We start from the raw sequence: 15,007 nt of genomic DNA, 5'->3' as shown, positions 1-15,007 counted from the left end.
GTCAGTCTCCCTTACCTTCTTTATTCAAGTTAAAGTCTTTATGACAATCGACACATTGAGCAATCTGAGCCTTACGTTCTAGCGCTTGCATGCCTTCTTTTTCACCATCGGCATGGATCACATGGCAAGATGAACACGTCGCTTTTTTTGCATGAACATCATGTACCCACGTTTTCTCTTGTAGTCGTTCTGATGTATGACATTCAGTACAATTGCCCGTTGCTTTTAAGATCGCGTCAAAATCAAGCAGGGTTTTATGCGTGCCGATTTGAGATTGAGCTGCAGAGAACTTGGTAACTTGAGAGGGGTTTTCGCGATGATCTGGACCAATCGAGTTATGGCATTCAACACATTTAAGGTCTCTGCCAAGTTCAGCGACGACTTTTTCACCGTGCGTACCTTGTCGTGTTTCTTTCGAGTCTTTATGGCATTGCGTACAAGCATTATCACTGTCACGAATAAACGTTACTTCATGTCGGCCATCAGTATTCGCACCAATATTTTGGCTACCTGACGACTCTGCAGTAACACTGAAATTAAAACCATAGATACAGATGAAGAGCAGAAAGCTAATCGTTGTACGTATGGCTAATTTTACATTACCCATTTTGCATCCTTCTAGAGAATTATAAAAATGTGTATTAATTAAAAACACATTTTAATTTTCGTTAGTTTAATTATTCAGAGCAAACAGATTTTTAGATTAAAGTTAAATTAAAATTAATTTAACTTCTTTATTATTTGTTTTCCTGAGTAATACTAATTCTAATTAAGAATAATTCTTATTTATAATGCCAGCCACAACGCTTAACGAGATCACTATATTTTAAAACACTAAAATAGAACACCCCAAAATGAGTACCCATGATGAGTTAATTTGATATTTGAGATACACGTCAACAAACGCATAAGGTTATGTTTTAAAAAGATTAACGCATGTTATTTAAATGTAAATAAATGTCAAGGTGTGTCATTTACTGTATAGCTCACTCTTTGACCGTCTTTTTTTATACTTATTTTAAGATAATAAAAACACGTTATTTGTTATTTTAATTATCTTGATCGAAAACAATAAACAAGAGAGTAAACAGCGGTTTTTATTTATATGTAGGTAGATTTGAGATATTTTAAATAACGTAATTATACGTTTTAAAATAACCATTCAGATATGAAAGGTTAAATTAAAATGTATAAATACATTTCCAATTCTTATTTATTGCCACTCTCACAACGCTTGGTCAATCTAAATAATTAATAATTGGAGATAACATGGCTAGTGTATATAAAACGCTAAAACCAGCCTCAGGCGTTGCAGTTTTACTCGCGACGTTATTACTTGGTGCTAGCAGTAGTACTGTATTTGCTGCTGATCAAGTATCAGAAAAATTAGAACCACGTAATGAAAAGTTCGAAAAAGCACACCCAGATCAGTACAAGACCTGGAAAGCGACAAGTGAAAGTGAAGAAATAGAAGATGCATTGCAGGGTGATCCAAATATGGTCATCATGTGGGCTGGTTATGGTTTTTCTAAAGACTATAACAAAGCACGTGGACATTTCTACGCGATTGATGACATCCGTAATACCTTACGTACTGGTGGACCAACAAATGCGAAGAATGGCCCAATGGTCATGTCTTGCTGGAGCTGTAAAAGCCCTGACGTTGCACGCTTTATTGAACAAAATGGTGAAGATGCTTACTTCTCGGGTAAGTGGGCTAAAGGTGGCGCTGAAGTAGTCAATGCGATTGGTTGTGCCGATTGCCATGATACCCGTAGTGACGCATTTAAAAATGGCGAACCCGCGCTTAAATTGACACGTCCACACGTTGAACGTGCGATGGAAGCAATTGGTAAACCATTTTCAGAACAAGGTCGCCTTGACCAGCAAGCGCAAGTTTGTGGACAATGCCATGTAGAGTACTATTTCACAGGACCAACAAAGGCCGTTAAATTCCCATGGGATAAAGGCACGACAGTTGATCAAATGGAAGAATACTATGACGAGATCGGCTTTAAAGATTGGACGCATGCAGTGTCTAAAACACCGATGCTAAAAGCACAACACCCAGGTTATGAAACATGGCGCGAAGGTATTCACGGTAAAAACAACGTAACGTGTGTTGATTGCCATATGCCTAAAGTGAAAAATGCAGACGGTACTGTGTTCACGGACCATAAAGTGGGTAATCCATTTGATCGTTTCCAAGATACCTGTGCAAACTGTCATACACAAAGTAAAGAAATGCTCCAGGATGTTGTTAAAACACGTAAACAGCAAGTAAATGAAATGAAATTACTGGCTGAAAAACAAATCATCGCGGCGCATTTCGAAGCTAAAGCCGCATGGGATGCGGGTGCAGTACAAGCAGAGATGGATGAGATACAGCTCAATATACGTCATGCACAATGGCGTTGGGATTATGCCATCGCCTCTCATGGTGTGCACATGCATGCACCTGAAGTGGCATTACGTGTACTCGGTACAGCATTAGACCGTGCAACAGATGCACGTGCTCAGCTAATCCGTCTACTTGCTAAGAAAGGCATCACAGATCCAATCGAGATCCCTGACATCTCAACCAAAGAACTTGCACAACAAGCACTTGGTATGGATATGGAAAAAATGAAAAAAGAGAAAGCTGAATTCTTAAAAACACTTGTACCAGAGTGGGAAGCAGAAGCTGAAAAACGCGAAGCGACTTATTAGTTACAACCTATAACTCGTGATCATAAAAATGCCGACATCATGTCGGCATTTTTTGGCTCATAAATAACGACTTCATTAATAACCAGCTGATTAATAACGAAAGGCTTGTTTGTTATTGAATAAACTGTTTCGCTTGGTTTATTGAATTAATAATCGATACCCTATCTAAGCCCTGCTGATCAGAATCGAGTAATTGCACCCAAAGATCGATGGCTTGTTGGTACCGTACATTCATGAACTCATTTGACGCGAGCATCATTAGAGCCGTCTGATTATTCGGTTCTAGTGCTAACGCTTGATCAAGTAGCGCCTGCACATCAGCAGTTAAATGCTGAGCGTTTGCGTAATACAATGCAGATGCCTTTGCTGAATAATGCATTGCCGTTGGTTTTTCTGTTAAACGGATTGCATAATCAAATACTAATACCGCATCATCGTATTCTCCGTTATACATGTAAGCATTACCGAGCTGGTACCACAGTTTAGCATTCTGCTTATCGTCATAAAGTTTGTCTTGCAGCGTTAAAATTCGTTTATCACTCATTTGCGATAGTGAAAGTTGCTCAAAAGGCGCAGCTGCGATCACTGCTTGTTGTGTTTCTAAGGCTTTATAATCGCTTAATAAATAATACCCCCCCGCACTAGTAGCAATGAGTACAGAAGCAATAAACGGAGTCCACAAAGATTTACGCATAGCCAATTTCATCTGTTGATAATGATTGTGAACAGTTTAACACTTCTACCTATTATTACTTAGTTATTAAGCTTAATAGTGATGCAGACATTGCGACTTACACAACAAACTGCTTAAATACACCCATAAAGTAGTAATTCATTAATCGTTAAATTAACGACTACAACCATCATAACACTGTCGTAAACAAGTCTTGTTACACTCCAGACGAAAATAAGAGAGCCTATGAACACGATCAAACAACCTCACTGTAATACTAAAATGATCCGTACTCATGCCCTGCTACATATGGCTAAATCAATTCACAGTATTCAAGCTGCAACCGCTCAAGGCATTGAATATCCAGCACCTACGATTAATCTTGCAGACATTCAACAAACATTAGATACACTTGAGACCCAATACTACATGGCAAGCTCCACCAGCGCGGCCAAATCAATAGATCAGTTCAGAGCTTCAAACACGACACCGATAACGAGTACCTCTGCCAACAAGTATGTCTGGCATTATAACGAGGCGATCACACTGCCTTTTATCCCAGCTAAACTAGCGGTTGTCGGTTCAGGCATTGCAGCAATTGAAATAGCGACGATTTACCAAGCGCTTGGCGCCAGTGTGGATATATTAATTACGGGGGATGAGGTTTTTCCTGAACTGGATAAAGATATTAACAAAACTTTTCAACGCTACGTAAAACGCCTTTTCAAAATAAAAGTCCAGTCTGAAATCAGCGCTTTTACTTTTACCGATAACCAAATTAAATTATCAGTAACAAGTAAAAACAAAGCATTACCAGATTGTATTTATGATGCGGTGTTTATCGCCGATGATGATGATCCACAAAACAACGAATTAACTCACCCCTTCATGGCCACCAGCTTCCCAACTGTTGTATGGTTAGGCTGGACAGAGAAACAATTAGCAAGCAGTGAGTTAAATTATAAGGTTATCAACCTGCCTTGGCGCGCACTAGGTCGCGCCAATACAGATGTAAACACCAACGGCTTAACCAAGCTGATTTTTAATACCGATGATCACACCTTAATTGGCGGCGGCATGATAGGTAATAATGCCGATGAGATATTTGGTGAGGTATGTTTAGCGATACACAACAAGTTTACCGCAGACAATATTGCTAATACCGTACATGCACACCCGACTTTGCATGAATCAATACTATTAGCGGCAGAAGTGTACCTCGGCACAGCAACAGATGTAATGAACGAAGTATAAAATCACTTTACGGCCACATTGGCGTTAATCAACTCACACAAAATAACAAGCTTCGCTCTTAACGCCAGTGCCTGAGCTTGTTTTTCAGCCGTCTCTTTTTCATTCGCCACAATTGGCCAACCAATGTTTAACCTTAGACAGTTTTGATAATATTCAAGCGTAGTAAATTCACTTCCTGCGCGAAATGGGACATTTTGCTTTAATGCTTCGTGAAGTACAGTTTTACTATTCATGTTTTCGAGTTGTAACCAGATAACCATGCCCCCTTCAGCAACACTGATCTTGGTCTTTTCAGGCAATAATTCTCGTAGCACACTGTGATACTGTCGCGCATGAGATGCCAAGGTTGTGGTTAACTTCTTCAAGTGTTTGGCATAGTGCCCAGTATTAATAAACTCGCACACCGTATGTTGAACGATATTATTAACCCCAAAGAATTGCACATTACGCAACTGTAAATACGCATCAAAAAATCGCCCGGGCTCACACCACCCTAAACGATATCCCGCAGCAATGGTTTTGGATACGGAGCTACACCATAATACCCAGCCCGACTTATCCCAATATTTAATCGGTAACGGGGTCGTATTCGAATAGCTTAATTCCAAGTAAATATCATCCTCAATCACGGGCACTTGATAACGCAGGGCAAGCTCGGCAATACTTTGCTTCTGTTGATTACTCAGGCAAAAACCTTGTGGATTGATATGGTTAGCGCTAAATAAACAAGCAGCGATACGCTTCGCTTGCAGCAGTGCTTCAAGTTGGTCTAAATCAAGTTGCGCCTTGTAACACGGGAGCTCAATCACTGAGCGTCCCATGTTCTGTAATAAGTTCAGTAAACCACTAAAACAAGGTGATGATACGGCAATGGTATCCCCTGGACTCGTGGTGATCTCGATTGCACTGCGCACTGCATCCATGCAGCCGTTGGTGATCACTAACTTATCTGCTTTTAGCGGGAAATGCTGTTGTGTAAAGTGTCCAGCTAGTGCCGTTCTCAACTCAATATCCCCTTGATAATCAGGATAGGCAAACAGCGCTGTACCAGCCCGCAGACTCGCTCGGCGTAAACAGCGACTTAAAGTCTCTTGGGGTAATAACTCAGCCGGTAATTGCGCAGTATAAAATGGTCCACGTAAACCTTGCTCAATGGACTGGCTGATTTTTGGCTTACTAATCTGCGCATTAAATTGTGGATAGCTCGGTGTACTTTGCTTATTCAATGGCTGGGTAATAAAGTAACCGATTTGTGGTTTTACGTGTAACCAGCCTAAATCAAGTAAACGTTGATAACAGTTATTGGCCGTGGTCATACTCACGTCATGTAGCTGAGTAAATTGTCTTAACGACGGCATGCGCTGGTCGATTACCAATACACCGTTATCAACGTCGCTAATAATCGTATCTGAAATTGTAATATAACGTGCGGCCATGTATTCCCTTCCTTAAATCAAACTGTACCCTAAAAATTACCACAAAGTGCATCTGTTTATTATTTATGAACTCGACATACTAGTCAAACACTAAAATCACGGAGCAGGATTATGCAGGTAACATTAGTCACAGCAAGGCACGGAAGAGCCATAACACCTATTCACTTAATTATCATTGTCGCTGTAACTTGCCTATGGGGTTTCAACTACTCTGTTATCAAGGCTGGCGTGGACAACATAGATCCGTTTATCTTAACAGGGCTACGTTTCACCTTTGCGGCTTTTCCCGCTATCTTTTTTGTACGGAAACCGGATGTACCTTGGAGCTACATGGCACTTTATGGCATCACTTTTGGCGTCGGTTTATGGGGAATGATGTCAATGTCGATTCACTCAGGTTTATCAGCGGGCACTGCAAGTTTAATTCTTGAATTTAGTGTCTTCATCAGTGTGATGATGGGGGTTATTTTTCTAAAAGAACGTATTACTGCAAGTTTAAAAATAGGTCTCGCATTAACCTTACTTGGGTTGGTTTTTATTGCCAATATATCAGATGGTACGATGACGCTAATCGGTTTTACATTTGCGATCATAGGGGCGGTTAGCATGAGTGCCATTAGTTTAATGGTTAAAAAAATGGATATTAAAGATATGTTTGCTTTTGTAGCATGGTCTTGTCTATTTGCCCCCCTGCCGTTATTTGCAATGGCCTATCTAATCAATGGGGTGAGCCTTTATAGTGAACTAACGAACACGTTAAATCCAACAGCGTTAGCATCGGTACTCTTTCAGGCCTATCCAACAACATTATTAGGGTATTGGATTTGGAATAAAATGCTGGCTAAATATCCACTAAGTATAATGAGTCCATTTAAGTTACTGGTTCCTATTTTTGCATTGGTAGGATCGGTGATCTTTTATGATGAACAACTGGAAGTAAACAAAGTGATTGCGTTTTCATTGATTATTGCGGGCGTCATAATACCTTTAATCGCGCCTTTATTCGCACCGTTACTAGCACCGTTACTAGCACCGTTACTAGCACCGTTACTAGCACCTTTTATGAAATCATTAAGACTGAAAATAAAACCGCAGTAATTGAAACAGAATATCTGACCTCACTCAGCACTAATTTCAATTAATGCTGATTGTTTATCAGTCTTTCGCTCTGTAGCATCGGCACAATAACCGCTGTTACATTGCTGCGTACAAGGTTTAGAACAATGAACGCGCTTGTTGCAGCTCCATAAACACAATTGCCAAACTTGCTGCTTCGACTCAGCATCTAAGCAGTTCAAATCTGCGACACACAGGTGGCCCGCTTGAATCAACTCTGCCAGTTTATGTGTTGATATACTTAAATTAACCTTGCTCGCCATACTGCTATCCCTATAAACGTTTATAAACCATATCCTAATAATAATCACAAATGAGAACTATTATCAATAGGGTTTATCAATTTCCTTTACATTAAATTACAAAGCGTTCAAATAACAGTCTTAACATCAAGTTATTGGCAAGCAGTGCTATTGAGCATAAAGGTCAGGGTACAAAAATGGCGCCATTGCTAATGTTAGCGCTTGAGTATAGTTACTTTCGCGTGTTGCATGGCCATTAGTGAGTAAGCCAATCGCCCCACCTTTATGTTTGATGTTAACGGTTTTAAATAGCTTATCCATTACCGGACCTAATTCTTCACCATCAAGCAACGACTGGTAAATAGGCGCAGGTAAAGGTAATGCAGCACTGCGCCCGACAGACTGATGTTCTTTATTAGTGATAACCACATATGCAAATGTAGCTGGGCCATCATCCAGCAGATCGACGCCACCTTCGATAGCAATATAAAAGTCCGCGTCAGCATGTTGCTGGCAATACTTAACACGATTAATCGCACCTTCACGTGTTTCAGCCGCATTCATAGGTTGATCTGCTACATTGGAAGGGGCATTCAGTCCCTCACATTCAACAATACAATCGGGATACAATTGCGCAATCACGCTACGTGACGCATTCACTTTCACTGGATTTTTTGACCCAACCATCACTTTAATTAATTTCTGTTCCATCATTTATAAATTAACTCTTCTTGATTGCCAGTAATGGCTATGCCAATAGGGATTATCTAACCGAGATATGATCACGCCACGACTGCTCGATGCATGAAAAAATTGAGATTCATCTACCATGATCCCAACGTGACGCACGTTCACGCCCGTTTTAAAAAACACTAAATCACCCGAACGCAATTGCTGACGCTTTATCGAACGACCTACTTTTACTTGTTCTGCAGTTGTGCGTGGGAGCGACAAGGAAAATTGCTGTGCAAAGGTCAGTTTAACCAAACCAGAACAATCAACACCACGCTTGCTCATCCCTCCCCATTTATGCGGCGTGCCACGCCAATCTTTATATTGCGATAACAACAAACCCTGCACATAAGCAAGTTCAGGCGCAGGTACATTAATCTTGGAGGGGCTTTCAGGTTGTTTTCTTACACTATTCTGACTACAGCCAGACATTAGCAGCAATAATAGAGCACAACAAAACGATTTAACTAGCATTATATATATCCGTTAGTGTTTAACACTCTCTATTTAATTCTCGATATTCTACCTTTACGCTATGGCGCAAAACAACCCGTTTATGCCCTTCCACTAAAATCTCAGTGAGAATGCTCAAAACCTACACCAAAATTGACCGATTAAATAAATAAAAAATTAAAAAACAAATAAAAATTAAATAAAAATGCATCAATATGGCATTTTATTCACAGCTGAGCACTGTTACAAACAACCGCCAGGTTACCGATAACATGACGTGCTTCAATTAACACTATCAGGTCTGACCTCTTTGTTTATCAAGTTCTTTCGATGTAGCCATCGTTTTATAAATTTAACAAATAATGCCATTAAATCGTTAAGTAACAGCATCAATAATATATTTAATACTATTTTCATACTCTTAAAAACACACTTAACACCCTGTCACTATTTACAAATGCAAAACAACAAACTAACATATACCCATATAGATATAGAAAAACTACAAAGTAGAGCTTAGTATCTAAACACTTTATTTTATGGATTTATTGCATAGGGATTAGATAACATGCAAGCACTTACGCTAGTTGATATGGGTTTTTTGTACACAGAAACAGTTGCCAGTCCTAAACATGTAGCCGGATTACAAATTTTCACGGCTCCTAAAAATTACGCAGATAACTTTACCCGTGATCTGTTTGACAGCTTAATGTCACAGGATGAAATTAAACAACCCTTTAATTTAAAGCTCAAGAAGCAACTTACTGGGCAGTATCACTGGCAAAAAGATAATAACATCGATCTGTCTTACCATGTAAGATTTGCCATGCTACCGCAACCAGGCAATGAAAGTCAGCTACTACACTTTGTTGAACATCAACATGAAACACTGCTCGATAGAAACCGACCGTTGTGGGAAATGATACTGATTGATGGCTTAGAAGATAACAAATTCGCTATTTACTTAAAAGCACACCACGCTTTCACTGACGGTGCGAAAGCCAATCAGCTATTGATGTCTTATTTAAGTAAGAATACTGACGCACCGATGACTGCGTTTTGGAATATTGAACGCGAACAAAAAGAAAAAGAACTTGATACCATGCTAACCTCGATTAGCAAAACATCGAAAAAGCTATCAGGCCAAGTTAAGTCAATTCCATCGTTGACTAAACTAACAACTAAGTTGTTGTTCCAAGCTGCAAATGTATATAAAGCAGATATGCCAACACCGTTTATGGCACCAAAAACACCCTTTTCAGTGAGCCCTAAGCGTGCGCGTCGTGCAGCTGTTTCAGCACTGCCACTAACACGCGTGAAGCGTATTGGTAAGATGACAGGCGCTACGATCAATGATGTCGTTGTTACTATCTGTGACATGGCGATTCATAACTACCTTGCAAGCAAAAACTTTAACCTTAAAAAACCACTTGTCGCTCAAATGCCAATGAGCTTACGTGACGCTGGCGATACCGTAACCAACAACCAAGTTGCTATCAGCTTAGTTGAACTTGCTTACCGTGGTGAGTCCCCGCTTGAACGCTTAATGACGATTAAAGATTCGTGCATCAAACTAAAAAATGAAACACGTCTGCTAACCAAGGAAGCACTCACTAGTTATACCATGGCGAGCCAAGGCCTTGCCGTTGTAAGCGAATTCTTAAGCTTAGATACCATATTACCGCCAATGGGTAATGTACTGATTTCAAATGTACCGGGTCCACGTGAACCGCTATATATGATGGGTGCGAAAATGGAGCAATGTTTTCCTATCTCAGTATTGCCACCAGGTATGTCTTTGAACATTACGCTATACAGCTATAACGGTTTAATTAATGTTGGTTTAGTATCATGCCGTTCTGCCCTACCCGATTTAACCGATTTGGCAGAATTCGTAAACAGTGCGTTTGCCGAACTTGAAAATGAAGTATTAACAAGTGCAACAGCATCTGTAATGGAACAAATCGCACTGCTCGCGATGCCTAAGAGCAACTCGGACATTAAACAAGAAAGTTTAGCGATTATCGAACAGATATTAGCGGATGCAGAAAAGCCTCAAGAAGTTCAAACACCAACATTAGATAGCAAAGCAACTCAGCCTGCAAAGAAAATCGCAGCAGAAAACATAATCACCGCAGATACAGCGGATAAAGCTGTAACAGCATCAGCTTAGGGATAAATGATGAAAACACGTGACAGGATATTACAGTGTAGTTTAGAGATGTTTAGCCAATATGGACATGTAAAAGTATCTACTGTTGAAATTGCGAATGCGCTAGAAATTAGCCCAGGTAATTTGTATTACCATTTTAATGGCAAAGACCAATTATTAACTGAGCTGTTTTATGAGTATGAAGCCGCTATTAATAAACTCATGTCATTCTATGAAGATGACGTGCAAGCGTTTGAAGATTATTGGGCCTACCTCAATGTATACGTTGGTCTGATTCAACAATACTCGTTCTTCTATCGTGATATGAAAGTTATTTTCGATGAGAACAAGTTGTTGAAACGTCGCTTTATGCGTCTTGTTAATAATCATCATAGCTTTTTCTTAAAGATGCTAACATCGTTAAACGCCAGCAGTGAAATTAAAATGAGTGAAGCACAGCAAAGTTCGATGGCTGATACTATCTGCTTGATCGCAACTAACTCACTCGATACACAATTAGCTGAAGAAGATTACAACCTTCAAGCGATTACTCAACGTATTGTATTGCGTATTATTATGTTAGTTGAACCCTATTTTTCTAGTGAATCAAAAGAAAAATACCAATATGAAGTTGAGCAAAACCCGGTTGAAGCAACGAGTTTGTTTAGCTAAATACCACATGCTGTAAATCAAAATAGAGTGAATCGAACCTGTAAATGATTCACTCTATTTTATTCTTTATTTTTAATCTCTATTTCTTCTATTTTACTCTCCTGTCTTGTCATAGTCCCCTAGTAAATACCCAGAGTCTGCCCTCGACTAGTCCCCCAAACAAAAACAACTTAGCGCTATTAACATACTCTCTATAAAAACTATTTATCCATTTGTCTATTTACCTATAATCATTTAAGGTTGATAATCCCAGCTTAATCTTGATAACCATACTATCGACATATAAGGTCGGACGATGCCAGAAAATGACGTTCAAAATGCGGTTGAAGAACTACTAACAAATAATCTTGATACATCAGCGCAGCAAGCTTTTATTGAAAAACTTGCGCATGAGACATCGCCCGTCGACATGGCCTTATTGTTAGAATCTCTACCCTTTTTAGAACGTTTAGAAACCTGGTCACAAATATCTGATGATATAAAACTGCCTATATTAGTCGAGATGCGTGCAGATGCTGGTGAGTCCATTGTTGATTCATTAACACATGCAGCATTACTGGCACTCTTCACTGATATTGATGCCAACACATTAGTTGAATTACAAGACATCATCCCAGATCAGCACCTTGAAACAGTGCTTGCTAAGATGGATGAAACTCAGCTATCGCACTACTCGGCTGCGCAACAATTTAATGACGATGAAGTTGGCCATTGGTGTGACCATCAGCCACTTGTTGTACCGGCAAAAACCAAAATAAAAGTAGTATTAAGATTAATTCGTCGCAGCAGTTCATTACACTGTAACGTGGTATTCCTAGTAGATAACCGCGGTAATTGGCAAGGTGTTGTTCGCATCAATCAGCTTTTTGGTGCCGACCCATTATTACGCGTGGCAGAATTGATTGAAGAAGATTACCTCACGCTGAACGCCAACGAAGATGTCTACATTGCCGCAGATAAAGTCGCACAAAGCAATGAATCCGCGTTACCAGTGATAACGACGGGCGGTTTGCTCATCGGTCGTTTAGATATTGGCGCTGCTTATAAACTGCAAGCCGAACATGCTGAATCACAAATAATGGCAACAGCGGGTCTCGATGAAAACGAAGATCTATTTTCACCAGTACGTAAGAGCGCTAAAAATCGTGCAATTTGGCTCGGTATCAACTTATTAACCGCATTTCTAGCATCTTGGTTCATCGGTATGTTTGAAGCGACAATTCAACAGGTGGTTGCGCTAGCAGTATTAATGCCAGTGGTTGCATCTATGGGGGGTATTGCAGGGAGCCAGACCTTAACCTTGATAGTCCGTGGTTTAGCATTAGGGCATATCTCCATGGCAAACATGAAGCCTTTGTTATTCAAGGAACTCAAAGTCGCCATCCTCAATGGTATTTTGTGGTCGTTAGTGATTGGTTTAGTGACCGGTTACTGGTTTAATGATGTCATGCTCGGTATCGTTATTGGTTTGGCTATTGTGGCAAACATCATCACGGCGGCACTGGCGGGTGTTTTAGTGCCGGTGGCGTTAGATAAAATGAAAATTGATCCTGCATTGTCAGGCTCAGTTATTTTAACAACAGTAACAGACATCATAGGCTTCGTCGTGTTCTTAGGGCTCGGTACTATTTTACTGCTATAAGTTGCGACTCTAAGTTCAAGTTCTAGCTTAGACTAGGTGCGCAATACCGATAACCATATGAATTGGCATTGCGCGTCAAGCTAACAATAGCTAAGGCTATCTCTGCACAGTTAAAGTTTGACCTAAGCGACTGCTTTCCATAGCGAGTTCAATCAGCTTAATACTCCACAGCGCATCTTCAGCATTCACTGGCGTTTGACCGTCACTATTTATAGCCGCAGCCATCGCTTGAAAGTAATGCTGATAACCACCGCGCTCAGTCTGAACTGTTTCAACTGTATCCAAAGTATATAAATGGCCATATTGCTCAGGAGTTTCATCAGCCCAGCTTGCATCCACTGGCACAACGCCTGCTTTTAAACAATCTTCCTGTGGGTCTAAGCCGTATTTCTCATAACTCGCTTTATTACCTTTCACGCTAAAACGCTTATTGGGTCCAGCACTGAACAGATCACAATGTAACGTGGCAATGTGGTCAGGGTAATGTAATACAAGGTTAAAGTAATCGATATTTGTAGAGCCTTCCCTCATTATTAAGCATTGCGCAGTGATCGCATGGGGTAAACCAAACAGTTGTAAGGCTTGATCGAGTAGATGTGGTCCCAAATCAAATAATATGCCGCCACCTGTCGCTGATTGTTCACGCCAGCGCTGACGTACTTCCGGTCTAAAGCGATCGAAATGGGATTCAAAACATTTCACCTCGCCTAAACGGCCGTCTGTAATGAGCTTTTTAACGGTAAGAAAGTCCCCATCCCAACGACGGTTATTATAGACACTTAAAACAAGCCCTTTTTCAGTAGCTAATGCAATCAGCGCTTCACCATCTTCAACATTGATAACAAATGGTTTTTCGATAATAACGTGTTTATTCTGTTCCAACGCCGCTTTAGCTAATGAGAAATGCACGTCGTTAGGAGCTGTAATAATGACGAGCTCCGCATCTGACTGTTGTAATAACGAACCTGCTGTTAAGTAGTGTTCTACATCAGGGAAGTCTGCTGTAACAGCTTCACCTTGGCTACTACTGATTGCAGTTAGCTCAAATTCAGCTAAATGACTAATGAAAGGAATATGAAATGTTTTTGCAGAAAATCCATAGCCTATGATGGCCGTTTTTATTGGTTTTAAATTCATGCTTACTCTCTTTACAGATCCAGCTACAACAGTTGAATATCATCGCCTTCAATCATAACCTGCTTATTCTCATTGTGAAATAACCAATGTTTAGACCGCATGATTGCCGTATAACTAAACAGCGCGGTGGATTAAACAGAAAAAACACACCACTAGCCCAAGTTTATTTCCTTAACAACCTGTCTTCCTGTATAATTCGCACCTTTAATTTTTCGTGTTAATTTACCCAAGGCTTATTATGAATCTTTCAGCTAAAACCGTTGTTGTGATTGCAATTGGTGCTGCTTTATATGGCATCGGCGGATTACCTATGTTTGGTATTCCAGTGTTTGCAAATACGACACTTAAGCCTGCGATGGCAGTGCTTGCACTCTTCTCGGTATTATTTGGTCCATTAGTTGGTTTCTTAGTAGGCTTTATCGGTCATTGGGTAACAGATTTATTCTCTGGCTGGGGTGTTTGGTTAACGTGGGTACTCGGCTCGGGTATCGTTGGTCTTATCATAGGTTTGTTCCCTAAACTGACAAAAGGTCGTTTAGAAAAAGGCGAATTCTCCATGAAAGACATGGTGCTCTTTGTTGTACTTGCCTTAGTCGGTAACACTGTAGGTTATGGTATATCAGCACTACTTGATACCATTCTTTACGCTGAACCCTTTACCAAAGTAATGACGCAATTAACCATCATTGCTGCAGGTAATACGGTATTAATCGCGGTTGTTGGCTACATCTTACTGACTGCATTTGCCAAACGTAAGAAACAAAGCCGCAATTTGACCGAGGGTTAATC

At 40.2% G+C, this 15,007-nt stretch carries 14 protein-coding genes; 7 read left to right on the top strand and 7 right to left on the bottom strand.

What is annotated here, in order from left to right; genetic code table 11:
* Position 1: 1 nt before the first annotated feature.
* Positions 2-607, bottom strand: a complete 606-nt coding sequence (gene nrfB, locus JFU56_RS08290) for a cytochrome c nitrite reductase pentaheme subunit (protein WP_198436805.1) — start codon at positions 605-607, stop codon at positions 2-4.
* Positions 608-1,269: 662 nt separating this feature from the next.
* Here nrfB and nrfA point away from each other — a divergent pair.
* Positions 1,270-2,709 (top strand): ammonia-forming nitrite reductase cytochrome c552 subunit, encoded by a 1,440-nt coding sequence (nrfA, locus tag JFU56_RS08285; RefSeq protein WP_198436804.1) that lies wholly within the window; start codon positions 1,270-1,272, stop codon positions 2,707-2,709.
* A 112-nt stretch (positions 2,710-2,821) separates the two neighbouring features.
* Here nrfA and JFU56_RS08280 read toward each other — a convergent pair whose 3' ends face one another.
* Entirely contained in the window at positions 2,822-3,403 is a 582-nt protein-coding gene (locus tag JFU56_RS08280) for a tetratricopeptide repeat protein (protein WP_198436803.1), read from the bottom strand.
* Between the two features lie 225 nt (positions 3,404-3,628).
* Here JFU56_RS08280 and JFU56_RS08275 point away from each other — a divergent pair, with 225 nt between their 5' ends.
* On the top strand, positions 3,629-4,636 hold the full coding sequence (locus JFU56_RS08275) for an FAD-dependent oxidoreductase (protein WP_198436802.1): 1,008 nt from the start codon (positions 3,629-3,631) through the stop codon (positions 4,634-4,636).
* 2 nt (positions 4,637-4,638) lie between these two features.
* Here the strand turns inward: JFU56_RS08275 and JFU56_RS08270 are convergent, their stop codons facing one another.
* Positions 4,639-6,072, bottom strand: a complete 1,434-nt coding sequence (locus JFU56_RS08270) for a PLP-dependent aminotransferase family protein (protein WP_198436801.1) — start codon at positions 6,070-6,072, stop codon at positions 4,639-4,641.
* Positions 6,073-6,183: 111 nt separating this feature from the next.
* Between JFU56_RS08270 and JFU56_RS08265 the strand changes: the two genes are divergently transcribed.
* Positions 6,184-7,170: an EamA family transporter gene (locus tag JFU56_RS08265; RefSeq protein ID WP_198436800.1), complete on the top strand. Its 987-nt coding sequence runs from the start codon at positions 6,184-6,186 to the stop codon at positions 7,168-7,170.
* Between the two features lie 20 nt (positions 7,171-7,190).
* Here JFU56_RS08265 and JFU56_RS08260 read toward each other — a convergent pair whose 3' ends face one another.
* From JFU56_RS08260 to JFU56_RS08250, 3 genes are all read right to left on the bottom strand, one after another.
* Positions 7,191-7,451, bottom strand: a complete 261-nt coding sequence (locus JFU56_RS08260) for a hypothetical protein (RefSeq protein ID WP_198436799.1) — start codon at positions 7,449-7,451, stop codon at positions 7,191-7,193.
* A 147-nt stretch (positions 7,452-7,598) separates the two neighbouring features.
* Entirely contained in the window at positions 7,599-8,141 is a 543-nt protein-coding gene (gene yjjX, locus JFU56_RS08255) for an inosine/xanthosine triphosphatase (RefSeq protein WP_198436880.1), read from the bottom strand.
* A 3-nt stretch (positions 8,142-8,144) separates the two neighbouring features.
* A complete protein-coding gene (locus tag JFU56_RS08250) occupies positions 8,145-8,636 on the bottom strand; it encodes an NlpC/P60 family protein (RefSeq protein ID WP_198436798.1) in 492 nt (163 codons plus the stop codon).
* A gap of 547 nt (positions 8,637-9,183) precedes the next feature.
* Between JFU56_RS08250 and JFU56_RS08245 the strand changes: the two genes are divergently transcribed.
* The 3 genes from JFU56_RS08245 (at position 9,184) to JFU56_RS08235 (ending at position 13,081) form a co-directional block, all read left to right on the top strand.
* Entirely contained in the window at positions 9,184-10,788 is a 1,605-nt protein-coding gene (locus JFU56_RS08245; protein ID WP_198436797.1) for a wax ester/triacylglycerol synthase family O-acyltransferase, read from the top strand.
* Between the two features lie 6 nt (positions 10,789-10,794).
* Complete coding sequence (locus tag JFU56_RS08240; protein ID WP_242065919.1) at positions 10,795-11,439, top strand: TetR/AcrR family transcriptional regulator; 645 nt, start codon at positions 10,795-10,797, stop codon at positions 11,437-11,439.
* A gap of 295 nt (positions 11,440-11,734) precedes the next feature.
* Positions 11,735-13,081: a magnesium transporter gene (locus JFU56_RS08235; protein ID WP_198436796.1), complete on the top strand. Its 1,347-nt coding sequence runs from the start codon at positions 11,735-11,737 to the stop codon at positions 13,079-13,081.
* A 96-nt stretch (positions 13,082-13,177) separates the two neighbouring features.
* Here JFU56_RS08235 and JFU56_RS08230 read toward each other — a convergent pair whose 3' ends face one another.
* A complete protein-coding gene (locus tag JFU56_RS08230; protein ID WP_198436795.1) occupies positions 13,178-14,218 on the bottom strand; it encodes an oxidoreductase in 1,041 nt (346 codons plus the stop codon).
* Between the two features lie 238 nt (positions 14,219-14,456).
* Between JFU56_RS08230 and JFU56_RS08225 the strand changes: the two genes are divergently transcribed.
* Positions 14,457-15,005 (top strand): ECF-type riboflavin transporter substrate-binding protein, encoded by a 549-nt coding sequence (locus tag JFU56_RS08225; protein ID WP_198436794.1) that lies wholly within the window; start codon positions 14,457-14,459, stop codon positions 15,003-15,005.
* Positions 15,006-15,007 lie beyond the last annotated feature (2 nt).

Source organism: Moritella sp. F3, assembly GCF_015082335.1.
Lineage (GTDB): Bacteria > Pseudomonadota > Gammaproteobacteria > Enterobacterales > Moritellaceae > Moritella.
This window is presented reverse-complemented; position numbering and strand designations above follow the sequence as displayed.

What these genes read in the sequence shown, in the direction of transcription:
- nrfB (WP_198436805.1), bottom strand. Translation starts at nt 607, where the DNA reads ATGGGTAATGTAAAATTAGCCATACGTACAACGATTAGCTTTCTGCTC.
- nrfA (WP_198436804.1), top strand. Translation starts at nt 1,270, where the DNA reads ATGGCTAGTGTATATAAAACGCTAAAACCAGCCTCAGGCGTTGCAGTT.
- JFU56_RS08280 (WP_198436803.1), bottom strand. Translation starts at nt 3,403, where the DNA reads ATGCGTAAATCTTTGTGGACTCCGTTTATTGCTTCTGTACTCATTGCT.
- JFU56_RS08275 (WP_198436802.1), top strand. Translation starts at nt 3,629, where the DNA reads ATGAACACGATCAAACAACCTCACTGTAATACTAAAATGATCCGTACT.
- JFU56_RS08270 (WP_198436801.1), bottom strand. Translation starts at nt 6,072, where the DNA reads ATGGCCGCACGTTATATTACAATTTCAGATACGATTATTAGCGACGTT.
- JFU56_RS08265 (WP_198436800.1), top strand. Translation starts at nt 6,184, where the DNA reads ATGCAGGTAACATTAGTCACAGCAAGGCACGGAAGAGCCATAACACCT.
- JFU56_RS08260 (WP_198436799.1), bottom strand. Translation starts at nt 7,451, where the DNA reads ATGGCGAGCAAGGTTAATTTAAGTATATCAACACATAAACTGGCAGAG.
- yjjX (WP_198436880.1), bottom strand. Translation starts at nt 8,141, where the DNA reads ATGGAACAGAAATTAATTAAAGTGATGGTTGGGTCAAAAAATCCAGTG.
- JFU56_RS08250 (WP_198436798.1), bottom strand. Translation starts at nt 8,636, where the DNA reads ATGCTAGTTAAATCGTTTTGTTGTGCTCTATTATTGCTGCTAATGTCT.
- JFU56_RS08245 (WP_198436797.1), top strand. Translation starts at nt 9,184, where the DNA reads ATGCAAGCACTTACGCTAGTTGATATGGGTTTTTTGTACACAGAAACA.
- JFU56_RS08240 (WP_242065919.1), top strand. Translation starts at nt 10,795, where the DNA reads ATGATGAAAACACGTGACAGGATATTACAGTGTAGTTTAGAGATGTTT.
- JFU56_RS08235 (WP_198436796.1), top strand. Translation starts at nt 11,735, where the DNA reads ATGCCAGAAAATGACGTTCAAAATGCGGTTGAAGAACTACTAACAAAT.
- JFU56_RS08230 (WP_198436795.1), bottom strand. Translation starts at nt 14,218, where the DNA reads ATGAATTTAAAACCAATAAAAACGGCCATCATAGGCTATGGATTTTCT.
- JFU56_RS08225 (WP_198436794.1), top strand. Translation starts at nt 14,457, where the DNA reads ATGAATCTTTCAGCTAAAACCGTTGTTGTGATTGCAATTGGTGCTGCT.